Consider the following 22,883-nt stretch of genomic DNA (forward strand, 5'->3'; position numbering starts at 1 on the left):
AGCTTCCTATGAGGTCCGCTCGACTTGCATGTATTAGGCACGCCGCCAGCGTTCGTCCTGAGCCAGGATCAAACTCTCCAAAAAGAATTTGATTTCGCTCAAATTGTTTGTCCGAATCCGGTCCGCCGACGGGGCCGGCAAACCAGAATTGTTTCTGGCATCAACGCTTTGGTGTTCAGTTTTCAAGGTTCATTCTTTTTTTCGTTGCGACAGCTTTTATATTATATCAATAAAAGTTTCAGAAGTCAACAACTTTTTGTCAGGCTGTTTTCGCTGTTTTTACTCTGCGCTTAAAGCTTTATTAAAATAACTTTTCTATCAACGACAGCTCTTACATAATAGCATTCCAGTTTTTTTATGTCAACACTTTTTAATTAAAATTTTCTTCGTCATTTTCTTTATTTAAAACATTCTTTATCTGCTTATCGCCAGTCCGAACCGGGATTCCGAATCCCTATTATTAATAATAATAGGTTGTTCCAATATTTCAAACCCGCCAAGAAAAACCTTCACTTAATATTCAAATCTGCACATCGAAAAATAGTATTGTGATTTCCATTAAAAAGTATTATTTATTTTTAAAATCTAACAAATAACGCAAAAAAATGGGGCTGTCCAATGTTATCATCATCTGGACAGCCATATATGAAATCATTTTTTCTTTGAAAAAACAATTAATCTTTTGGCCGCATCGTTGGGAACAACAATACGTCGCGAATGGATTGAGAGTTTGTTAACAGCATTACTAGCCGGTCAATGCCGATTCCTAATCCTCCGGTAGGCGGCATGCCGTATTCTAATGCTTCGATGAAGTCTTCATCCATTTCATGCGCTTCTTCATTACCCGCAGCTTTTTCCGCCAGCTGTGCTTCAAAACGCGCTCTTTGATCGATCGGATCGTTTAATTCCGTAAAGGCATTTGCATGTTCCCGACGAACAATGATCAATTCGAAGCGATCTGTGAAGCGTCCGTCTTCTGCATTTTTCTTAGCCAATGGCGAAATTTCAACAGGGTGGCCATAAACAAATGTCGGTTGGACCAATGTTTGCTCCACTTTTTGTTCAAAGAATTCATTGATGATATGTCCAACTTCATGCATTTCTTGAATTTCAACACCATGTTCTTTCGCTAAGCGTCTTGCTTCTTCCAGCGTCATTGGTTGCCAGAAGTCGACACCCGTCACTTCTTTAATGGCATCGACCATATGCACACGTTTCCATCCTGGTGAAAGGTCGATTTCATCTTCCCCGTATTGGATTTTCGTCGTGCCGAGCACCTCTTGAGCTACATGGGAAATCAAATTCTCCGTCAATTCCATAATATCGCGGAAGTCCATGTATGCTCCGTACAGTTCCAATAACGTAAATTCCGGATTATGACGTGTTGAAATCCCTTCATTCCGGAATACCCGGCCAATTTCGTAAACTTTTTCGAGTCCGCCTACAATTAGACGTTTTAGGTGTAATTCCAACGCAATGCGCAAATATAAATCCATATCCAGCGCATTATGATGGGTGATAAATGGACGGGCAGCCGCTCCGCCGGCAACCGTGTGCAAAATAGGCGTTTCAACTTCCAAGTAACCTTGCGAATCCAAATAATTCCGTATCGAACGGATAATTTTTGAACGAGTAATAAACGTATCCTTGCTTTTAGGGTTCGTCATTAAATCTAAATAACGTTGTCGATAACGTTGCTCTACATCCTGCAAACCGTGGAATTTTTCCGGCATTGGACGAAGGGATTTTGTAAGAAGGGTAAACTCGTTCGCCTTTACGGAAAGCTCTCCTGTATTCGTTTTGAAAACAACCCCGCGAATGCCTACGATATCCCCTAAATCCGCATGCTTAAATAAATCGTATGCCTCTTCTCCTACCCGATCCTGACGAACATAAATCTGGATTTGGCCATCCACATCTTGTATATGGGCAAAACCGGCTTTCCCTTTTCCTCGTTTTGTCATAATGCGGCCCGCGATAACCACTTCGTTGTTTTTTTCTTCCAATTCTTCTTTCGTCAATTCGCCAAATTGTTTGAAAACCTCAGAAGATAAGTGTGTACGTTCAAAACGGTGGCCAAAAGGATCGATTCCTTTTGAACGAATATTCTCTAACTTTTGGCGTCTTACCAAAAGTTGATCATTTAATTCCTCGATATTTGACACGTCTTTCACTCCTCATATTTTTAAAACGTTCTGTTCATAGTCCACAATGTTTTTATTTTACACAATTTCTATCTTCTCTTCATCTTTTTTAATATTATTTTTTATTATTTTTTAAGTTTCTTAAAAATATAGGGTAGTTATTTTTTTATTCTTAAGCCTAGATGTAATAATAAACATTTAAGAAAGTGTTTTCAATGTTTCGCAAATTTGAATGATTTCATAAAAGATTGGCACCATAGATGCGCCGGCAACCGCAATGATGGATGCCTTTATTAATGGGACGCAAAAGGATCAACCATCCCATTCACGATAAGCCGCCTCAATTACTGAGACGGCTTTATAAATAAACTCCATTAATTATTTATACACAATGAACAAAGATAAACATGAAATTTATTGAAACAGCGCTTTAAACAGCTTGAAACTCAGGTTTTTCTTGCTCTTCCCATTGTGCAGCCACATTGTTTAGAATTGCCCGCAATTCTTCCGCCGTTTCCGCCTGATTAATGGCATTGCGAACCATTCCGTTGCCGCGGATCCCTTTCAAATACCAGGCCGCATGTTTGCGCATTTCGCGTACCGCAATATATTCCCCTTTCAATTTAATCAGACGATCAAAATGTAATAAACAAACATCAATTTTTTCCCTGACGGACGGCTCCGGCATTAATTCGCCCGTTTCAAGGTAATGGACCGTACGATAAATCATCCATGGATTGCCCAGTGCGGCCCGGCCGATCATGACAGCATCAACACCCGTTTCTTCCAGCATCCGTCTGGCATCTTGCGGCGTCTCCACATCTCCATTTCCAATCACAGGAATATCCACATTTTCCTTTACTTGGCAAATCACATCCCAATCCGCTTTTCCTTCGTACATTTGAATGCGTGTCCGGCCATGGACGGCTACCGCACTGCCGCCGGCTCTTTCAATGGCCTGTGCATTTTCGACGGCAAATATATGTTCATCGTCCCAGCCAATACGCATTTTCACCGTCACCGGCTTCTTCACAGCATCCACAACCGCGGCAACCATTTCATACACTTTTTTCGGATCGAGCAGCCATTTTGCTCCCGCTTCACATTTAATGACCTTGTTAACAGGGCAGCCCATATTAATATCAATTATATCAGCGTTTGTATATTGGTCGACAAATTTGGCCGCTTCTACAAGGGTTTCTTTTTCACCACCGAAAATCTGCAATGCAATCGGCTTTTCCCTTTCATCTATATACAGCAATTCCAATGTTTTTTTATTGCGTGTAATCAAACCTTTATCGCTGATCATTTCAGCATAAACAAGTCCTGCTCCAAATTCTTTCACGGTAAGCCTAAAAGCTGCGTTGCTGACACCTGCCATAGGGGCAAGTACCACCCGGTTTGCCATGACGATATTTCCGATTTGAAACGGCTTTGTTTCCACCTGGCTCTCTCCTCCTTTCCTGGTTGATCGATTTATATCAATGCGACTTCACGACGCCCAAACCTTCTTTACAAAGGAAAAGAATCCTTCCACTTCCGAATCCCTTCTTTTTCAATGTCCATATTCCTTAACGCCGTTTCCGCTTGTTGCAGCTTTTCTGTATATGGCTTCTTGGCCACATCCATCAGCGGAACGAGCACGAAGGCCCTCTCAAACATTCGGGGATGGGGAATGATCAATTTTTCCGACTCAATATTGTCATTGTTATAAAGTAAAATGTCAAGATCGATCGTTCTTGGCCCCCAACGGATTGTTCGAACCCTTCCCAAATCATGTTCAATTGATTGACATTTCTCCAATAATTCAAAAGGTGTCAGAGTGGTTTGGGCATAAAGGGCCATATTCAGAAAAGAGGGTTGATTGACATAACCGACCGGAGCCGTCTCATAAATGGGCGATACCTTTTGGATCACAATCCCCTCTTGTTGCTGCAGTAATTTTATGGCCTCTTTCAAATGTTTTTCCCGATCTCCCAAATTTGTTCCTAAGGATAGATAGACATCATTCACTGTAACGACCCCTCACAATTTCAACCGCCACTTCTTTGTAGTGTCCAGGAATTGGAGGATCCGGTTTTACCAGCTCCACCTTGCAGCCAAACACTTGCCCTTTAAACTTTTCTAAAATGGATGAAGCAATCGTTTCCGCTGCCGCTTCAATCAGTTGAAATGACTTCCCCTCCATCACCGTTTTGCATAGTTCATACACGTCCACATAATTTACTGTATAATTCAAATCGTCGGTTTCCCCTGCTTTTTTTGTATCAACGGCAAGGGATACAGTTACCCGAAACCGTTGCCCCAGCACCGTCTCCTCCGGCAATACACCATGATAGCCATAAAACTGCATATCTCTCAAATGTATATAATCCATAATAATCCTCCTAAAAGCATTGATTAATGTCTTTCAGGCAGTTCACCCGTCACTTCAAATTTCCCCATTAATGCATCAATCATTTTTACTGTCCTTGCTACCTCCTTCACATCATGGACCCGGACGATATGGCATCCTTTCATTACTCCATAAGCGCATGCTGCAGCAGTTCCCTCTACCCGTTCATGAAGCGGAACATTTAATATCGTGCCGATAAACCGTTTTCTCGATGCAGCCAGCAACACCGGGTACCCCCATTCCGCAAGCTCGTCCAACCGCCGAAGTGTTTCAATCGTTTGTTGTAAATTTTTGGCAAACCCGATGCCCGGATCAAGGATGATATGCTCATCGGGAACCCCTGCGGCTTTCGCAATTTCAACGCTTTCCTTCAAGTCATTCAAAAAATCCTCAAAGTAGTCGGTATAATTCGTATCCTCACGATTGTGCATCAAAATGATGGGTACGTTGTATCGGGAAGCCACCTTTGCCATTTCCGGATCCGCCTTTGCCCCCCAGATATCATTAATGATGTGGGCTCCCGCTTCGATTGCTGCTTTCGCTACAACGGACTTGTAAGTATCAATGGAGATGATTGCCGGAAGCTGTTCTTCTCTTAATGCCTTAATGACCGGAACAACCCTTGCGATTTCTTCTTCATCGGAAATGCGTGTATACCCGGGACGAGTTGATTCGCCGCCCACATCAATGATTTTCGCACCGTGTTGGACCATCTCTTTCGCATGGGCCAAAGCGGTCTCGACCGAATTATATTTCCCTCCATCCGAAAACGAATCCGGTGTTACATTTAATATGCCCATAACAAAAGTTTCCTTGGTATAATCAAGTTTTATATTATTTATAATTAACGGCTTCGTATATTTTGACAGCATGAACGCACACCTCATTCATTGTTCTTCTATTCATCCTAAACAAGTATATCATTTTCAACATAAATGGGCTTCATGCTCGTTCTTTTTATGTATTGATCAATTTGGAATACCATATGGGAATATCTTTCTTCCCGAAACAAAAAAATCGGCATTATCCCAAAGGACAATGCCGATTTTCCGGTGATTAGTCTTCAAAATTATATAATGCTGTTGATAAGTAGCGTTCACCGTTGGATGGAACAATCGCCAATACGTTAGATCCTTTGCCTAAACGTTTTGCAGTTTGAATAGCAGCGTAGATAGCAGCTCCAGAAGAAATACCGCATAGGATGCCTTCTTCACGGCCTACTTTACGTGCTGTTTCGAAAGCAGTTTCGTTATCAACCGGGAACACAGAGTTATAGATTTCAGTATTTAATACTTTTGGTACGAAACCTGCGCCGATACCTTGGATTTTGTGCGGACCTGGTTTACCTCCGGATAATACAGGCGAATCTTTAGGTTCTACCGCAATAATTTCAATGTTAGGGAATTTTTCTCTCAACACTTCGCCTGCGCCTGTAATAGTACCGCCTGTACCAACACCTGCAACAAATGCATCCAATTGTACCCCTGAATTTTCAAATGCTTCCACAATTTCCGGACCTGTAGTTAAACGATGGATTTCTGCGTTTGCAGGGTTTTCAAATTGTTGTGGCATGAAATAACCGTTTTCTTCTGCAAGAGCTGTCGCTTTTGCAATGGCCCCTTTCATTCCTTCAGGACCAGGTGTCAATACCAATTCAGCTCCATAAGCACGAAGCAATTTACGGCGTTCAATACTCATTGTTTCAGGCATTACTAGAATTGCACGATAGCCTTTTGCCGCAGCGATCATGGCAAGTCCGATACCAGTGTTCCCTGAAGTTGGTTCGATGATTGTGCCGCCTGGTTTTAATTTGCCTTCTTTTTCTGCCGCCTCGATCATTGCCAAAGCGATACGGTCTTTAACAGAGCTTCCTGGGTTGAAATATTCCAATTTAACCCAAACTGTTCCTTCGTCTTCAGTTGTTTGGTGGTTAAGTTTTACAATTGGCGTACGACCAACTAATTCAGTAATAGAATTATATAATTTGCTCATTCATGGTTCCCCTTTCAAATACCGACTATGTTTATAGGTTTTCATGTTTTAATATTAACAACAATTATTGGTTTTTGTCAATGAAAATAGAAGTGAAATTTTGTAAAAATTTTAAATGATAATTAATATTTATTCTCCATAGAACCATGAAACATTAAAATCTCTCCAAAACGTTTCGGGAGAAATGGTGGAAGGCAATTGTTCCATCGCCAAGACCCGTTTAATATGATCTTTTACCTCTTCAAATTCAAAGGATTTCCCATCCATCTTTTCAACGACTTGAACGATTCCATACCGCCCGTCTCTTAAGATGAAAGGTTTGCTGATTTCATTTTTCTCCAACTTCTGAACCGCTTTCAAAATGTTCGGATCCACATCTGACTGCTTTGAAATATAGCCAATATCGCCCCCCAAACTTGCCGATACCGGTTCAAGGGAACGCTCCTTGGCAAGCACCGAAAAATCGGACCCTTTTTCCAGTTCATCCAGAACTTTTTCCGCCTCTTTTTTGGTATTTACCACTATTAATTTTGCCCTGTATGTAGCCTGTATATTATAAAGCGATTCATTTTCTTTGTAATATTCTTTTAAATCTTTTTCATCGATCACGATATCCTTTGTTAATACTTTTTCCAATATCAGCTGGGACTTGATTTGATTTTTCAATTCTTTTTCATCTAATTGCGCAAGCGTTGAATCCATTTCGCTGGATGAAATCATTAAAGAGCGCTCTAAATCAATTTCTTCATCGGTTACGTCAATGTCATATTCTTTCGCTGCCTTTTCCATCACCTTTTCGTTGACCATGCGCTGCAATGTTTCCTTCCCGTAATAGCGCTCCATTTCAGCCATCCATTGTTGCCGGGTGATTTTTTCGCCATCAATGCGTGCAACAACGGTCTCATCATCGCCCGCATCCCCATCTACCAATGCAAATAGCCATAGGACAAACCAAAAAATGTTTCCTAAAAATAAAATGGCAAGCAAAGTCAGCACCGGTTTGGTTTTTAAGCGACGTTTTGATAGCGGCACATTCTGAACAGACCGATTATTTTGATTCATTCTTTGCCTGTATTTCACGGATAAAACCCTCTAACTCCTCTTTGCTAAAATAATATTTTTCCATACAGAAGTGGCATTGCGCTTCAGCTCCGCCATCTTCGTCAATCATTTCTTGAATTTCTTGTATTCCCAGGGATTGAATGGCCGCTCCAAAACGTTCCTTTGAACAGTTGCATTTAAATTGAATAGGCATTGTTTCCAAGACTTTTACATTTCCTTCGCCTAATACGGCTTCCAAAATTTGTTCCGGAGTATAGCCTTTCTCGATCATTTTGGAGATTGGTTCAACAGTTTTTAAACGGGTTTCAATGGCTTCAATGGTTTCTTCATCACACCCCGGCATTACTTGAATAATAAACCCCCCGGCAGCTAGGACGGAATTATCCGTATTGACAAGCACACCTAATCCCACTGATGAAGGGATTTGTTCGGAAGCCGCATAATAATAAGTGAAATCTTCGGCTATTTCCCCGGAAACAATCGGTGTCTGCCCTGAAAACATTTCCCTTACACCCAAGTCTTTTACAATTGTTATGCTGCCTTGGGTTCCAACCGCGCGGCGCACATCCAATTTCCCGGCTTCATTTAGCGGGAAATGGATATGAGGATTTGTAACATACCCCCTTACTTCTCCTTTTCCATTCGCATCGATCAGCACGATTCCTATTGGGCCGCCGCCTTCGATTTTGATTGTAATTTTATCATCCTGGTTCATCATGGACCCCATCATCACACCCGCTGTCAAAGCCCTGCCCAAAGCAGCAGTCGCAGTAGGCCAAGTATCATGCCTTTTTTGTGCTTCTCCGACTGTATTCGTTGAACGTGCTGCATAGGCACGTATCTTCCCGTCAAATGCCAACGCTTTTACTAAATAATCTTCCATATCAACATTCCTCTCTCCAGTTATTGATTTCTTTTATATATAATGTATAGCCCTTTTAATGTTAAAAACTTGTCCACGATATCAATCACTTTCGTTTCATTTGAAAAGAACTCGGCAAGTCCCCCTGTCGCAATCACCAAAGGTTCATCCTTGCTCTGCTCTTTCATGCGGTTGACAATTCCTTCAACCAGTCCGAGGAATCCGTAAAAAATACCAGATTGGATGGAAGCGACTGTATTTTTCGCAATCACATCCACCGGTTTGACAAGCTCGACCCGCGGCAATTTCGATGCCTTTGTAAATAGGGCATCCAAAGAGATTGTGACACCCGGGGTAATCGCCCCTCCTAGATAATGACCTTTTTCATTAATATAACTGAAGGTGATGGCCGTTCCAAAATCCACCACAATCAACGGCCTTGTCCCATATTCATGCACAGCTGCAACCGCATTGACGATGCGGTCTGTTCCAACTTCCCGGGGATTATCGCATTTGATATTTAAACCTGTTTTAACCCCTGGACCAACAAAAAGGGGGCTAATATGAAAATATTTCCGGCACATTTCTTCCAACACGTGCATGATTGGCGGCACGACAGAAGAAATGATGATTCCATCAATATCGCTGAAGGCGATTCCTTCATAGTTAAAAAAGGCATATAAATGCATGGCGTATTCATCAGCCGTTTTATTCTTTTCCATTTCCATTTTCCAATGGTGCGCCAATCGGTCATTTTGATAAACGCCTAAAGAAATTTTTGAATTTCCAACGTCAATTGCCAAAATCACTGCAATCACTTCCATTTTACGTTTGATGAAATAATACCATATTGCATGATGTTCGCTCAAAAAGATTCATCTTTCGCACAAAAAAAGCGGCACCAGGAATATTATTCTGATGCCACTAACACAATGTTTATTCCTTTTTCTCCCCGTTGAAACGATTCAAATCAGGGGAATCTCCTTTTGGTAAATCATCTGTCGTCGGCGCTTTCGGTTCACCGGCAACTTCTTGATGAATTTGCGCAGAGCCGGCCTTTTCAATGCTTGCTTCATTTGATTCAGAAGCAGACTCATTTTTATTTTCTTCTTGTTTCGGTTCCACTGTTGAGATTTTAACGGATTCTTCTTCCGTTTTTTCAGGCAAGCAGCCGTAATCGCGCAAGTGTTCAATTTGCTCTGCGTTTAATGTTTCATGTTCCAATAGGGCTTGCGCAATCCGATCTAATAAATCACGTTTTTCTGTCAGAATGCGTTTTGCCCGTTCATATTGCTCGGTCACAATTTTTTGCATTTCTTTATCAATTTCATAAGCAATCGCTTCAGAGTAGTTCTGATCTGTATTGAAGTCCCGCCCCAAGAAAACATTTCCGCTTTGAGGGGATCCGAATTGCAATTGGCCCAATTTCTCGCTCATGCCAAATTCCGTCACCATGCGGCGGGCAATTTCCGTAACTTTTTGGAAGTCATTATGAGCACCAGTGGAAATTTCCCCTAGTACAATTTCCTCTGCTGCCCGTCCTCCAAGAAGTCCGGTAATGCGATCCAGCAATTCTTCTTTTGTTTGGAAGAAACGCTCTTCTTTTGGAAGCATGATTGCATAACCGCCCGCTTGGCCCCGCGGAACAATCGTCACTTTGTGAACTTTTTCCGCTGAATCGAGCGTTAAACCGATTACAACGTGCCCTGCTTCATGATAAGCAACAAGTTTTTTCTCTTTTGGCGTATATGCTCGGCTTGTTTTAGCCGGTCCGGCAATTACCCGGTCACTAGCTTCGTCAATATCTTCCATATAAATTTTCCGCTTTCCTTTGCGCGTTGCAACTAGAGCCGCTTCGTTCAGCAAGTTTTCCAAATCCGCACCTGAAAAACCTGGCGTCCGTTGAGCGACGGCCTTTAAATCCACTTCTTCCGCAAGCGGCTTATTGCGCGCATGAACTTTAAGAATCGCTTCCCGTCCTTTGACATCCGGATAACCTACCGTGATTTGGCGGTCAAAGCGGCCTGGACGCAACAACGCTTTATCCAGGATATCCGGGCGGTTTGTAGCAGCAATAATGATTATTCCTTCATTTGCGCTGAAACCATCCATTTCGACAAGCAACTGGTTCAACGTTTGCTCACGCTCGTCATGGCCTCCGCCGAGACCTGCACCGCGTTGGCGTCCTACCGCATCAATCTCGTCGATAAAGATGATACATGGCGCATTTTTCTTCGCTGTTTCAAACAAGTCGCGAACGCGGGATGCACCCACCCCTACAAACATTTCAACAAAGTCTGAACCGGAAATGGAGAAGAACGGAACTCCTGCTTCACCTGCAACAGCCCGGGCAAGCAATGTTTTCCCGGTACCTGGAGGACCCACTAACAAAATCCCTTTTGGAATGCGTGCCCCCATCTCTGTAAACTTGCGGTGGTCTTTCAAAAATTCTACTACTTCCACCAATTCGGCCTTTTCTTCATCTGCTCCTGCAACATCCTCGAAGCGGACTTTTTTCTTATCCGCTTCATATAATTTCGCTTTGCTTTTGCCGAAATTCATCACTTTATTTCCTCCGCCCTGAGTTTGGCTCAAGAGGAAGAAGAATAAAATGATGATAATAATGAATGGTATGATGCCAGTGAAGAATTGTACCCATCCACTGGTTTCAGGAGCTGGCAAAAAACGTATATCCGGATTGTTTTTTACTGCATTATCTATTTTTTCCATCAGCGCTGGGTTGTTTTGAGGAAGGTTCACGGTGAAGGTTTGATCTTCTCCGCCTGCAAACTCGCCCTCTACAACAAAAACACCCGCATCCGGCTGAATGCTTAAAGATTTGATTTTTCCATTTTCTAAGGCGTTAATAAATTCGCCATAAGTCAATTCTTTTGACGGTTGGCTACCACCGTTGAAGGTGCCAAAAATACCAATCACGACAAGAAAAATTAATAAATAAAGTATGGTGTATCGGAATATTCGATTCATCCCCAGCCTCCTCACAACTTAACACAAAAACTATAAGTAAAATCTTAACATACCATTATTTCATCATACAATGAAATGCACTGATAATGTAGCGTTTTTGCTTTTTTGTCATTTTTTTGGCATGCATTCCGTTTAAAAGGAATATACTTCTCTTTTTAATATACCAATGTAAGGTAGATTGCGATATTTTTCCGCATAGTCCAATCCATAACCTACTACAAATCCATCCGGAACTTCAAATCCGACGATATCTGCTTTTATATCCACTTTCCGGCCGGATGGTTTATCCAGCAAGGTCACAATTTTAATGGAGTTGGCTTTGCGGTATTTGAACAAGTCCACTAAATAACTTAAGGTCAGCCCGCTGTCTATAATATCTTCGATGATGATGACATCCCGGCCTTCCACACTCGTGTTTAAATCTTTCAATATTTTTACCTCTCCTGAAGAAACCGTGGCATTTCCATAACTTGAAACATCCATAAAATCTATTTCAATATATGAATCGAACCTTTTCATCAAATCCGTCATAAATGGGATGGCCCCTTTTAATACACCGACGGCCAATGGAAATTTATCCTTATATTCTTCAGTCAATTGTGCTCCAATTTCTGCAATTCTTTCTTGTATTTGATCTTCTGTAAACAATATTTTTTCGATATCATTATGAATCATGGTGTTCCTCCTAGCGCGAATAACAATTTCAAAACGACAGTTAGAATAATGAAACAAATTCATGTGAATTGCCCTTAAAAAGAATTATAGCCATTTTTAATGAATATTTAAAATAAACCTCATTTATTGTTAAAAACTTTTTGAATAATCATGACCATATCATCGTTCATTCTTTTCGCTTTGGAGAAGCGATGGTTCGCTCGGATCCCTACTACTGCTAGGATTTCATCTTTCGAATCAACTAGGATCGGCCAATCATCTCTTTCGATTAAAGGGATTTTTTCATCAATAAAAAGGCGGGATAAACGTTTTGCCTCATGCATGCCTTTTAAATGTATCCGGTCCCCTTCTTTCCGATTTCGAACTTTAAGAGGAAAAGCGATGCTATCAGAATTGAAATAGTAAGAAGCAGTGGCATTTTGCTGGAAGTTGGCCGTTTCATCGGAGATTTTCCCTATGTATAAACGGAAACCGTTGAAAACGTTCCATTCTCCAATTTCAACTGTCTGAATGCTGTCATCAGCTTTTGATGCCCGATATTTAAAGAAGGTAATAATATCATAACTTCTGTTTGCTATATATTGGTCTGGCAGATGAATCATTGCATTCCCTTCTTGGGATTTGCATAATTCCAGAATTTTACTGCAAATGGAAAAACCTTTGTCATCCGAAAAACGATAAAGATAGTTTAATAGTATTAAAATGATTCTCCTTTGTAAAGCAAGTGGCTCTTTTTGAAGACGTTGAATATGTAATATAAAGCCGTCCCCCGCCTTTTCCACAACAAAAGAAAATCGGCTGAGGGCGAGCTCATTCAAATATTCGTCATCTTGCTGCAAACTTTGGGACAATTGAAACGCATGAACCGCAACTTGAGGGTTCTCTTTTTTCAATAACGGGACAATATGATGGCGGAACCGGTTGCGGGTATAATCGTCCTTCAAATTGCTCGCATCCTCCCGGAAAGTGCCGCCTTGACCCTCCAAATATTTCCTGATTTCTTCCTTTGTCACTGTCAAAAATGGACGGATAATCGTCCCGGCGGCAAATGTCCGTTTGGAAGATATGCCTTTGAAACCTCCGACACTCCCCGATCTTGTCAGTGCCATCAGCATGGTTTCCAACTGATCATCCGCATGATGGGCCGTTACCAGCTTGTTAATTTTGTGTTGTTTCATCATTTCTGCAAAATAGGCATAACGCTCCCTGCGACAGACGGCCTGAGCGTTCCCGCCTTCTTTTTTTAATATCTCCGGAATCGGAATGCTCGTGCTGAAAATAGGGAGATTCTTTTCTTGGCAAAACCGCTCCACAAATAATCGATCTTCATAGGAAACTTCCCCTCTTAACATATGGTCCACATGGGCTACATACAAGTCAATTTCCCATATTTTTTGAAAATGAAGAAAAAAATGGAGAAGACCCATGGAATCAACGCCGCCGGAACAAGCGATGAGAAGACGGTCTCCCGCTTCGACCAGTTGTTCTTCTTCTATAAACTTTTGCACTTTCTTTTCAAATGATAAAGTTGCCATCTTCTCACCCCGTTTTCATGAATTGGCCGGTCTAAATACAGCCCATTTGGGCGCAACGTGAGATACATTATAGATGATGACCGTGCAATCATCCTCTACTTCATATTTACCCTGATAGCTGTCCATGACGTCGTAAAGCAGGGCTTCAATCGGGATTCCTAAACGGATTTTGGATTTGATCAATTCAACAAAAAACTGTTCTTGTTCATCCCAATCATACTTGCTGGAGAATAACCCGTCAGAAACCATTACGACATAATCATCCGCCATCAAGTTAACTTTTTCTGTTTCAATCGAGAATACCGGCATAAAACCTACCGGAGCCGAAGATCCTTCCACTTTTATCAGACGATCTCCGCGCAAAATATACGTGGACATGCTTCCCGCTTTCCAGGACCACAATTCTCCCTTTTGCAAATCCACCAATGCAAAATCAATCGTCGCATACATATCCACTTCTCGATTTAAACTGAGCACATAATGCAACGTATGCATGGCAGTCTCCGGATTCATATTATAGCTTAAACATTCTCTCATCAACCGCACAAGACGTCGGCTTTCCCGCTTCGCTTCACGGCTGTGCCCCATGCCATCCGATAACATGACGGCCACCAGTCCGGGATGAATATGGAAAATGGCATGGGAATCCCCGGAGACTGCGTTGGAATGTTTGGCTTTACTATATATATCATACTGTATTTTGTATCGGACGGCAGAACGAAATCTCACTTGGAAATGTTTAAATGGCTTTTGATGATTGGAGATCCGATCCACTTGAAACGGTTCGGAAAACACTTCGTAAAGAACAGGCAAAATCATTCGTTCGCACAATAAATATAAATCATCTTTATCCTGGGTGTTCACAAAAGAGCAAACGATGACCCGCTCACCCACTGTATTGTTCAACACATCAATTTGAAAACAATCAATATTCGCCCTCTTAAATTCCTGGCCCAATTCCTCTTCGACGGTTTTGAAAGAAAGTGTTTCATTTTTCATATCTTCCATCAGTTTATTTAAGTGATTGCTTAAATCCCTTAACTGCAGCGCAATCATTTTTTTCCCATGATAGAATTGCCCATTCATTTTGTCGTTATACAACTGATAATCAAGTTCTTCCAGCAATTTCGACGATTTTACGCATTTCGCCCTGATCAGCTCTTCCGTTTGCATCTGTTCCGCTTCGCTTAATCTCGATTTTGCATGGAACCATCTCCGTATATTCTCATCCATGCCGATATTATTTTCTCCCCAACACCGCTCATATCGGAAACAACTCATGCAAGTGGCGCACGGCTCTATTTTCCTCATGCCGCTTACATGTTCTGTCGATGTAAAATGGTCAAACACCAATTCTTTCATAAACAAAACAAAACGCTGAAACGTCTCCAATTTTTCCGTTGTATGTTCCGTCAGCCATTGCTGCCGTTTCAAGAGCACTTCATCCCGTTTAGGACGGATGATGTTTTCCAAAAAGCCCAGCATTTTTTGAGGCAGTAATAAAAAGACGACTCCCGCAATCAACATGGAAACAAAGTATACGCTATCAAGGGGCAGTGTCGAATCATAAAAAAAGAAAAAAATGCTCGGAATAAAACTTCCCAGTACAACCCCTGTCCTTCCCAATCCTTTAAAGAGACCGCTCGTTACACCCGTTAAAGAATAGACGGCAATCATGCCTGTAAAAGAAAGTTCCGAAATCCCCACCAATGCCCCGATAATGGTGGATACGCTTGATGCAACGGTTACTCCGCCAGCAATCGCGGCAATCAAAATGGATAAATGCATGACGAATGTAAACAACGAGAAATAAGAGATGGTCAGGGCGTGCATCCCGGTAAGCACAACCGCCAAAATCACCAGTCCCGCTCCTATGCGTTCATAACCCCATGCAGCGGACCAAAATCGGTACGGTTCCACAAAAAACAGTTTCACAAAGATTGTCATGAAAAACGCCAAAATCATTTCATAATAAACATACATTTGGACGATCATAGGAGGGATGCCCATATGCACCAATCCTTGCCATAAAAACTGCCCAAAAAAGACAGCAAAAGCCACAGCAACAGCTGCGGGCGGCTTCCAATACCGAAAACGCGTCAGCAATTCGTAAATGCCGAGCTGAATTAACAATATGAACCCCTGTCCGAAACTCAAACTAAGGGCGCCCGCGAGTCCGCCAACAAACACAGCCCACTTTTCATTTTCATATCGTTGCCGTACAATTGCCCACAATGGCAATAAAAAAGGGACTGCAGCTTCAAACATGACCGCTCTTGCAAGAAAAAAAGCCAAAAGGAAAAAGAACGAATGAATAAGGACGCTCATCTTTTTGATAGAAAAACGGGCAAACCGATCTGGCCATGACATTTTTTCATTGAGTATTTGAATATTTGACATATTCCATCCCCCTTTAGAGATATTGTTGCGCTCTATTATAAAAAATTGGGGATGTAAAATTTGTCTAGTACTGCTCTAGTTTTAAAAATTTGTTCGACGAATTGCTTAATAACTTAACAAATTATTTTCTTTCGCAAGTTGTGTCGCTTTTCATCAATATTTATTTGATTGCAATAACAGTTTTTTATGACAACATAATATTGTATGGGTATTAAAAACTTTTTAGATATAACTCCTAAAAGCTTTCTCGCCCCACTAAATTGGCGTCAATCTTTGAAGCGCAATGCATTTACGAAACATATGCTCGGCAAAAACAAGTGAAATGGGTACTGATTTTATAAAAAAAAGTCGACTATTGGCAGGAAATAGTCGACTCTTTTTTACGGTGAACCGATGATGTTACCTCTATATTTTGACAATTTATTTACGCTAAACTTCTTCACTTAATAGACAGCAAACTACCCTCTTCTTGCGCCACGTCCACCTCGTTTTGACTCAGTTGCGCGTCTTAATGAAGCAAGACGCTCATCACTATCTCTTAAAAATTTTGCCAATTTTTGTTCAAAGCTTTCTCTCGATTGACGTTCATTTCGTTCATTTGAACGGTGGTCTCGACGTGGTCTTTGAGGACGGTCAGGTCTTTCTGATTGGTCTTTAGCCTTTCTGATGGAAAGTCCAATTTTTCCATCCTCTTCTACATTTAACACTTTTACTTCCACAATATCTCCGACTTTGAGATGATCGTGGATGTCTTTTACGTAGTTATCAGCTACTTCGCTAATGTGGACAAGGCCCGTTCTACCATCTGGCAGCTCAACAAATGCTCCAAAATTTGTAATTCCTGTGACCTTCCCTTGTAATTTGCTGCCTACTTCAATTGACATAAAAAAAATGCTCCTCCTTAAAAATTTAGCGGCTAAAACTAAGCCAGAATTTTTGTTATATATAGATTATATACGAGCAAAAAAAATGTAACTGCTCTCTTTCATTATAGCCGACAAAAAAAGAGTGTCAACAAGACAACTCTTTTTTCGGCATCTATTTTTTGAATTTTATCATCACTTTTTACAAAAATTTCTTTTTGTCAGAAAAATATTATGAAGGTCCGATAAACATTATTTATCACTATTTTCTTTATGCTTTTCCTCTTCTTCAGCTGATTTTTCATCTTTATCTTTTTTTTCCTGATCCTTTTTTGGAATCGTAAAAATGATTTCTCCTTTATCGGACAAGAAATACTCTTTGCGGGCCAGTTTTGCAATATATTCGTCATCTTCCAGCTTCTTTATTTGCAATTTTAGTTGCTCCTGTTGTTTTTTTACTTCTTCCAGCTCCGCCAGCATCTTCTCTTTTTGCGCTTCTTTTTCCGCCAATCTTTCGTTTTGGTTCAAAATCATGCCCATCAAACAAACCAGGACGACGGATGCGATAATGAAAAATGCTGTCAGCCTTCTTCTCAATCCTATTTTCTTCTTTACCTTTTTTTCCAATTGGCGGTCCGCTGTACGAACGTAATCATTTTCGATTTTACGAACATTCATGGTTTGTTTCCGATGATAGCCATTACCCACATCCGTCACCTCCCGAAAATTCACTATAATGTCATTATACCTTAGTTATGGTTGCTTTTTGAAGATGGCTCTTTTCATGTTTATAAATTTTCTTTGAAAAGGTTTTTGGATGATGGTCCAAAGTTTATAGAACGGCCAAATGAATATCTTGATGATTCGTACAAGCAGACGGATCATTCCCCGGATCATTTTGAAAACAAAGTTGATAAAGGCGATGATCGGCCGAACGATCAACATAATGAACAGCCGGCCAAGAAATCGGAAAAATGGCTGAAATATCGATTCATAAAGAAAGATGCCTAAGATTTGTGATAATGGGTCGACTAAACGCCACTCTCCACCCTTTATGATGAAAATGATATAAAAGCTGGCAACACCTAATAAAGCCCAGACGATGATTTCGAGAATCCAAGATATTTTTCGTAATAATGACTTGGGAGCCAAGGCGCTGATGCAGATTCTTGTTGCGTCAATAACCGCGCCAATAAGGATGCCGCTCGCCGCCATTATTACGATGCTGAAAAATTGTTCGTTGACCGTCATCCAAACAATTTATGGAGAAAGCCTTTAGCCAACCCTGCGTCGTCATCATCGTATTGAAGAGCTTTGACATTGCCTTCCAATGTCAATAACCCTTTGTCCACATCCAAATGGACAATGCGCAATTCTTCCCCCCGAATGAGCAGATGACCTTGGGAAGTCCGTACGTAAAATTCCTCCTGATCGAATCTTTCAATTTCCTTTACTGATGTCATATCCAATCTTTTTCTATTTCTCACAGTCACAAGGTGATCACCGGAAGTGATAGTATAATTGTTTTCCTGATGTAATTGTGTCATAATCCGTTCCTCCTTCTAATGGTTTGTTCTGTTCACTTTATGCGGGAAATAAAAAAAGCATGACAACAAACCCGTGCCATGCTATAAAAAAATATTTTTTCTTCTCTCTTTATCTTCTTCATCATCAATAAATTCTGGTTCGATTTTATCCAGTTTTTCTTCCTTGATGATGGTATACATTTTGCCGGCCTCTTCTTTACGGACATTTTCTTTAATTTCTTCAATCCGGACAGTGACGATTTTTTGTCCAAAACGGATAGTCAGTTCATCGCCGGCATTGACATCGGTAGAAGCTTTTGCCACTTTTCCGTTGATGGTGATTCGTCCTTGATCCGCCACTTCTTTTGCCAATGTGCGGCGTTTAATTAATCGGGATACTTTTAAAAACTTGTCTAGTCGCATAGGCTACTCCTTTTCTAATTGTTTTGCTTCATTCCAAAATTCGTCCAATTGTTCCAATGTAAAATCTTCGAAAGATTTTCCGCTCTTTCTTACCTGTTCTTCGACAAATCTAAACCTTTTTGCAAATTTTTCATTGGCGTGAATCATCGCTTCCTCAGGGGAGATTTTATAAAAACGGGCGATATTGACAAGAGTGAACAATACATCCCCAAACTCATCCAATATAGTGTCATTTGTACCTTTCTCTAATTCATTGCGAAATTCCTGCCATTCCTCTTCAAATTTCTTGATCGCTCCGGCTGCATCAGGCCAGTCAAAGCCGACTGAAGCGGCTTTTTTCTGATAATTATAGGACGTTTGCAATGAGGAACCAGGGCGGTATTCTCCTTTAAGCAGCGATTCCTCCTGTTTGCCCTTCTCTTTCTTTTTAATTTCCTCCCAATTCAATACGACTTCATCGGCATCTTTTACGCTGATGTCGCCAAAAACATGCGGATGGCGGCGAATCATTTTCCCGGAAATACTTTCTAATACTTCCTCCAAATTGAAGTAACCTTCATCTTCTCCGATTTGGGCATGCAAAAACACTTGCAACAAAATATCCCCGAGTTCTTCCACCATGCCAAAATCGTCTTTTTCATCGACCGCTGCAAGAAACTCATGAACTTCTTCGATCAAATATTTTTTTAAGCTTTCATGGGTTTGCTTGCGATCCCACGGGCAGCCGTTCGGGCCGCGCAACGTCGCAATGATCCTTCTGAAAGTCGTCCAATCTTTTAAAGCATCCAAATCGCTTTTTACCGGCGGAACATAAACCGTTGTCAAGTTATTGAGTTCCACCGTCTGATCCAATTCATATAGCGGCACGGTTTGAAGCTGTTCATTGCTGGATCCCGCACCGGTAATAACCGTGACCGGATAATCATCCCTGTATTTTTCCATCAATTTTAATTTTACCTCGGAAGCGCTGAACTGGTCATACACTTGGGCAATCAGCACATGGCAACGCATATTGACATCATGGATGGAGAAACTTGTTCCATCCAACAATTGGAATCCTTCAATGGGATCAATTTTTAACGCGGTGAAAATGGCATCTAAAAAGCTTTGTCCCCCTTCGATGGAAATTTGGACTTTGCCTTGTTTTTCAGCCTCAATCAGCATTTGCACCGTTTGTTCCGCCACTAAAGGATGCCCGGGAACGGCATAGACCACTTGCCCGTCCTTCGCGGCTTCTACCAAACGTTCAACAATTTCCTCGTATACAGGCTGAAAAGCATCATGTTTTTCGTATACTTCATCGAAACTTTCAAATCGCAATCCTTCCTTTTGCAATTCCGCAAGAACAGGGTGATCCATTGTACGAACGAACACTTTTTTTGCTTCTTTCAATTTTTTATACACGCCCATTGGCAATTGTTCATAATCCGACGATCCGAGTCCAACGATTGTAATCTGCATACAACCACCTACTTTCGATTATTTAACCAAAGCTGATAAGCGGCCATCCGGCGTCCCAAAGGGATGAAGAACCATTCTTTTTCCGAAAGCATCCGGGATTTTGCCACAAATGTCAAAAATACAAAAGCTCCTACCGCAATCAAGATCATGCCGAAAACGGCGGCTTCCATTCTGCTGTTGCCAAAGATTCCCCCAAACACGCCGAAACATTGATCGATTATGATGACTGCGATGGCCATGGCAATGCTTGCACCGCTTAATTTTATGTAAAAATCCCAAGGAGCCAATTGGACAAATGTTAATTTTTTTAAATAAACCGCCATTAATATTGCAGCTATAAATAACATCGCCGTACTAGCGACAGCCGATCCTAAAACATTCCAAACGGGAACAAGGACAACATTCCCGATTGCTTTGAAAATGATGGCACCTGTCAAAATAACAAAGGGCACCTTCAATTTTCCCATTCCTTGCAAAATGGCCGTAAATGTCAGAATGATCGAGAGCGGAACAATTTGCAAAACAAAGACTGACAATACCTTCTGCAAGGAATTGGTTTCAAACAACATCTCATTTACATATGGCATGACAATGACGAGGCCAAGCGAAGAGGCTACGCCAAACAAAAGCGCCGTGCGATAAGTCAATTGAATAAAAGGCTTCGCTCCTCTTCCGGTTTTCTTTTTGGACTGAATCGCCACAAGAGGAACAACCGCAATCGACAGCGAGGAAGCAATTACAATCCCTAATTGAACGAGGGGTTGTCCACGGTCATAAATCCCTTTCATTTCCTTGGCCGATTGGGCATCGATTCCGCTTTCCACCATCAATGAATACACAGTAAAGGAATCAATGAGCTGAAAACACAGAAGCAACAAACTGCTCATGCTGATGCTGATGCTTAAAACGGTCACTTCTTTGATGATCGGCCATTTCTTTTCCCGGCCCCTTGCATGTTGAAATAAAGAAAGATTGAATACTTTTCTAAAGTAATGAACCATTAAAAATACTCCTGCCGCTTCTCCGGCCACGGTTCCTAACACAGCCATATTCCCCGCGGAATAAAGGGAACCCGAAACAGCCATCACGAAAAAAGCTCCTGCCAAAATAATGGTCACACGGATCAATTGTTCAAATACTTGGGCTTTCGCAACGGGCGCCATCTCCCCCCGGGACTGGAATGTTCCTTTCATCAGCGCCAAAAACGGCATAAACAACGTCACAAAAGCGCCTGTTCTTAGGAGTGGGGACAACTCTTCATCCCCCATCCAATCCGCCAGTAATTCCGCCCCAAAAAATAAGATTGAAAAAAACATCAACGACAAACCTGACAGATATAAAAATACCGTTCTAGCAATGATGCCTTTTTTTCGGATGGCATCCCGGCCGAGCTCCGCATCTGCCAGCATTTTTGAAATGGCAACGGCAAATCCGCCCGATGTCCATGCAACAAAAAATGATATAAACGGATAAACTTGCTGGTAAATGTAAAAGCCGGCATCTCCCACTAAATTTTGAAAAGGGACCCGATAAATTGCACTCAGCACTTTTACAATAAGAGCCGAGACGGTTAAGAGCAGTGCCCCCTTCATATAGCCTTTCAATCCGATCGAATTTGACATATTTGTTTTCTCTTTCCTTTCTTCACATAAGAAAGTATACCAAAGACTCTTTCAAATAATAAAACAACTTTCCTATTTCCCGATAACAAAAAAATAATCCATCTGTTATTCTTCCAATATTTTCTTATTTTTTCAATAACACTAAAAAAAAACATCATTTTCCCCTTAAGAGAAAATGATGTTTTTTCATAATGTTTGTTTCCAAATTCTTTCTAATTCTCCATTTGCTTTGCCAAGAAATGAGCCGCCGTTTCCGCTGCTTTTTGCTCCACTTCGCTTAAATAATGGACTTTTGAAAGAAGATACACTGCCCCAATTGTGTCGCCGTTTACCACAATCGGTGCCACGCAATAGGATTTTACTTGTTCGAATTGGCCTGGCACCAACTCAATTGTTGTTTCCTGTTTTTCCAATACAATATTCCGTTGTTTCATAAATTCCTCCGCAAAAGGTGAAAGACGGCGATTTGTGTAATCTTTTTTCGACAATCCTGCCACTGCAATCATTTCATCACGATCGCTGATTAAAGCAGGAGTGCCTATTGTTTCATACAAAGATTCTACATATTCTTTTGCAAACTCGCCTAAATCATTAATAGGTGAATATTTTTTTAGAATAACTTCCCCTTCCCGGTCAGTATAAATTTCCAAAGGATCTCCTTCTCGTATCCGCATGGTTCTGCGGATTTCTTTCGGGATTACAACACGACCTAAATCATCAATTCGACGAACTATTCCTGTTGCTTTCATCTACGCTGCCTCGCTTTCTGAAGTCTTAATTTCACAAATAGTATGCTTAATCTTTAGGCAAAGTATGCAAAAAATACATGCGGAGGATTTTGTGTAAAATGTTTTTATTGCATCGAAAAATTGTAAAATTAATATGCCCCAAAAATTTTAAAAATATAACAATTTAATGAAAAACAAGCAAAATAT

At 41.1% G+C, this 22,883-nt stretch carries 21 protein-coding genes and 1 rRNA gene; all 22 read right to left on the minus strand.

Going from position 1 to position 22,883, the window contains the following annotated elements:
• Positions 1 to 84, minus strand: a 16S ribosomal RNA gene (locus FKZ59_RS12045); the annotation flags it as partial.
• Positions 85 to 674: 590 nt separating this feature from the next.
• Entirely contained in the window at positions 675 to 2,174 is a 1,500-nt protein-coding gene (lysS, locus tag FKZ59_RS12050) for a lysine--tRNA ligase (RefSeq protein WP_181733289.1), read from the minus strand.
• 400 nt (positions 2,175 to 2,574) lie between these two features.
• Positions 2,575 to 3,588 (minus strand): tRNA dihydrouridine synthase DusB, encoded by a 1,014-nt coding sequence (gene dusB / locus FKZ59_RS12055; RefSeq protein WP_281279247.1) that lies wholly within the window; start codon positions 3,586 to 3,588, stop codon positions 2,575 to 2,577.
• 68 nt (positions 3,589 to 3,656) lie between these two features.
• Complete coding sequence (folK, locus tag FKZ59_RS12060; protein ID WP_141603010.1) at positions 3,657 to 4,157, minus strand: 2-amino-4-hydroxy-6-hydroxymethyldihydropteridine diphosphokinase; 501 nt, start codon at positions 4,155 to 4,157, stop codon at positions 3,657 to 3,659.
• Entirely contained in the window at positions 4,150 to 4,521 is a 372-nt protein-coding gene (gene folB / locus FKZ59_RS12065) for a dihydroneopterin aldolase (RefSeq protein ID WP_141603011.1), read from the minus strand. The genes folK and folB overlap by 8 nt, the downstream gene beginning before the upstream one ends.
• Positions 4,522 to 4,544: 23 nt before the next feature.
• Positions 4,545 to 5,411, minus strand: coding sequence for a dihydropteroate synthase (gene folP / locus FKZ59_RS12070; protein WP_141603012.1), 867 nt, complete (start codon positions 5,409 to 5,411; stop codon positions 4,545 to 4,547).
• A 184-nt stretch (positions 5,412 to 5,595) separates the two neighbouring features.
• On the minus strand, positions 5,596 to 6,531 hold the full coding sequence (gene cysK / locus FKZ59_RS12075) for a cysteine synthase A (protein ID WP_141603013.1): 936 nt from the start codon (positions 6,529 to 6,531) through the stop codon (positions 5,596 to 5,598).
• A gap of 129 nt (positions 6,532 to 6,660) precedes the next feature.
• Positions 6,661 to 7,611 carry a peptidyl-prolyl cis-trans isomerase gene (locus tag FKZ59_RS12080; protein WP_141603014.1) on the minus strand — a complete coding sequence of 317 codons (951 nt, stop codon included), beginning with the start codon at positions 7,609 to 7,611 and terminating at the stop codon, positions 6,661 to 6,663.
• Positions 7,580 to 8,476 (minus strand): Hsp33 family molecular chaperone HslO, encoded by an 897-nt coding sequence (gene hslO, locus FKZ59_RS12085; RefSeq protein ID WP_141603015.1) that lies wholly within the window; start codon positions 8,474 to 8,476, stop codon positions 7,580 to 7,582. The genes FKZ59_RS12080 and hslO overlap by 32 nt, the downstream gene beginning before the upstream one ends.
• 20 nt (positions 8,477 to 8,496) lie before the next feature.
• Entirely contained in the window at positions 8,497 to 9,264 is a 768-nt protein-coding gene (locus FKZ59_RS12090; RefSeq protein ID WP_141603056.1) for a type III pantothenate kinase, read from the minus strand.
• 127 nt (positions 9,265 to 9,391) lie between these two features.
• Positions 9,392 to 11,443, minus strand: coding sequence for an ATP-dependent zinc metalloprotease FtsH (gene ftsH / locus FKZ59_RS12095; RefSeq protein WP_141603016.1), 2,052 nt, complete (start codon positions 11,441 to 11,443; stop codon positions 9,392 to 9,394).
• A gap of 132 nt (positions 11,444 to 11,575) precedes the next feature.
• On the minus strand, positions 11,576 to 12,118 hold the full coding sequence (hpt, locus tag FKZ59_RS12100; RefSeq protein ID WP_141603017.1) for a hypoxanthine phosphoribosyltransferase: 543 nt from the start codon (positions 12,116 to 12,118) through the stop codon (positions 11,576 to 11,578).
• 119 nt (positions 12,119 to 12,237) lie between these two features.
• Positions 12,238 to 13,653 (minus strand): tRNA lysidine(34) synthetase TilS, encoded by a 1,416-nt coding sequence (tilS, locus tag FKZ59_RS12105; protein ID WP_141603018.1) that lies wholly within the window; start codon positions 13,651 to 13,653, stop codon positions 12,238 to 12,240.
• Positions 13,654 to 13,668: 15 nt separating this feature from the next.
• On the minus strand, positions 13,669 to 16,053 hold the full coding sequence (locus FKZ59_RS12110; RefSeq protein ID WP_141603019.1) for a SpoIIE family protein phosphatase: 2,385 nt from the start codon (positions 16,051 to 16,053) through the stop codon (positions 13,669 to 13,671).
• A gap of 458 nt (positions 16,054 to 16,511) precedes the next feature.
• Complete coding sequence (locus tag FKZ59_RS12115; protein WP_141603020.1) at positions 16,512 to 16,937, minus strand: S1 domain-containing RNA-binding protein; 426 nt, start codon at positions 16,935 to 16,937, stop codon at positions 16,512 to 16,514.
• A gap of 231 nt (positions 16,938 to 17,168) precedes the next feature.
• A complete protein-coding gene (locus FKZ59_RS12120; protein ID WP_246045888.1) occupies positions 17,169 to 17,624 on the minus strand; it encodes an FtsB family cell division protein in 456 nt (151 codons plus the stop codon).
• Between the two features lie 45 nt (positions 17,625 to 17,669).
• The gene (gene yabQ / locus FKZ59_RS12125; protein WP_141603021.1) at positions 17,670 to 18,167 is read right to left on the minus strand and encodes a spore cortex biosynthesis protein YabQ; all 498 of its coding nucleotides are present in this window, start codon (positions 18,165 to 18,167) and stop codon (positions 17,670 to 17,672) included.
• Positions 18,164 to 18,463, minus strand: a complete 300-nt coding sequence (gene yabP / locus FKZ59_RS12130) for a sporulation protein YabP (RefSeq protein WP_141603022.1) — start codon at positions 18,461 to 18,463, stop codon at positions 18,164 to 18,166. The genes yabQ and yabP overlap by 4 nt, the downstream gene beginning before the upstream one ends.
• Before the next feature lie 81 nt (positions 18,464 to 18,544).
• Positions 18,545 to 18,865 (minus strand): RNA-binding S4 domain-containing protein, encoded by a 321-nt coding sequence (locus FKZ59_RS12135; protein ID WP_141603023.1) that lies wholly within the window; start codon positions 18,863 to 18,865, stop codon positions 18,545 to 18,547.
• A 3-nt stretch (positions 18,866 to 18,868) separates the two neighbouring features.
• Positions 18,869 to 20,326: a bifunctional methyltransferase/pyrophosphohydrolase YabN gene (yabN, locus tag FKZ59_RS12140; RefSeq protein WP_141603024.1), complete on the minus strand. Its 1,458-nt coding sequence runs from the start codon at positions 20,324 to 20,326 to the stop codon at positions 18,869 to 18,871.
• An 8-nt stretch (positions 20,327 to 20,334) separates the two neighbouring features.
• Positions 20,335 to 21,948, minus strand: a complete 1,614-nt coding sequence (locus tag FKZ59_RS12145; protein WP_141603025.1) for a putative polysaccharide biosynthesis protein — start codon at positions 21,946 to 21,948, stop codon at positions 20,335 to 20,337.
• A gap of 212 nt (positions 21,949 to 22,160) precedes the next feature.
• Complete coding sequence (gene spoVT / locus FKZ59_RS12150) at positions 22,161 to 22,697, minus strand: stage V sporulation protein T (protein ID WP_141603026.1); 537 nt, start codon at positions 22,695 to 22,697, stop codon at positions 22,161 to 22,163.
• Between the last annotated feature and the right edge of the window lie 186 nt (positions 22,698 to 22,883).

Source organism: Ureibacillus terrenus (assembly GCF_006569205.1).
In the GTDB taxonomy this organism is placed as follows: domain Bacteria; phylum Bacillota; class Bacilli; order Bacillales_A; family Planococcaceae; genus Ureibacillus; species Ureibacillus terrenus.

Coding starts and splice junctions, on each gene's coding strand:
- folB (WP_141603011.1), bottom strand. CDS start 4,521: ATGGATTATATACATTTGAGAGATATGCAGTTTTATGGCTATCATGGT.
- folP (WP_141603012.1), bottom strand. CDS start 5,411: ATGCTGTCAAAATATACGAAGCCGTTAATTATAAATAATATAAAACTT.
- cysK (WP_141603013.1), bottom strand. CDS start 6,531: ATGAGCAAATTATATAATTCTATTACTGAATTAGTTGGTCGTACGCCA.
- hslO (WP_141603015.1), bottom strand. CDS start 8,476: ATGGAAGATTATTTAGTAAAAGCGTTGGCATTTGACGGGAAGATACGT.
- ftsH (WP_141603016.1), bottom strand. CDS start 11,443: ATGAATCGAATATTCCGATACACCATACTTTATTTATTAATTTTTCTT.
- hpt (WP_141603017.1), bottom strand. CDS start 12,118: ATGATTCATAATGATATCGAAAAAATATTGTTTACAGAAGATCAAATA.
- tilS (WP_141603018.1), bottom strand. CDS start 13,653: ATGGCAACTTTATCATTTGAAAAGAAAGTGCAAAAGTTTATAGAAGAA.
- FKZ59_RS12110 (WP_141603019.1), bottom strand. CDS start 16,053: ATGTCAAATATTCAAATACTCAATGAAAAAATGTCATGGCCAGATCGG.
- FKZ59_RS12115 (WP_141603020.1), bottom strand. CDS start 16,937: ATGTCAATTGAAGTAGGCAGCAAATTACAAGGGAAGGTCACAGGAATT.
- yabQ (WP_141603021.1), bottom strand. CDS start 18,167: ATGACGGTCAACGAACAATTTTTCAGCATCGTAATAATGGCGGCGAGC.
- yabP (WP_141603022.1), bottom strand. CDS start 18,463: ATGACACAATTACATCAGGAAAACAATTATACTATCACTTCCGGTGAT.
- FKZ59_RS12135 (WP_141603023.1), bottom strand. CDS start 18,865: ATGCGACTAGACAAGTTTTTAAAAGTATCCCGATTAATTAAACGCCGC.
- yabN (WP_141603024.1), bottom strand. CDS start 20,326: ATGCAGATTACAATCGTTGGACTCGGATCGTCGGATTATGAACAATTG.
- FKZ59_RS12145 (WP_141603025.1), bottom strand. CDS start 21,948: ATGTCAAATTCGATCGGATTGAAAGGCTATATGAAGGGGGCACTGCTC.
- spoVT (WP_141603026.1), bottom strand. CDS start 22,697: ATGAAAGCAACAGGAATAGTTCGTCGAATTGATGATTTAGGTCGTGTT.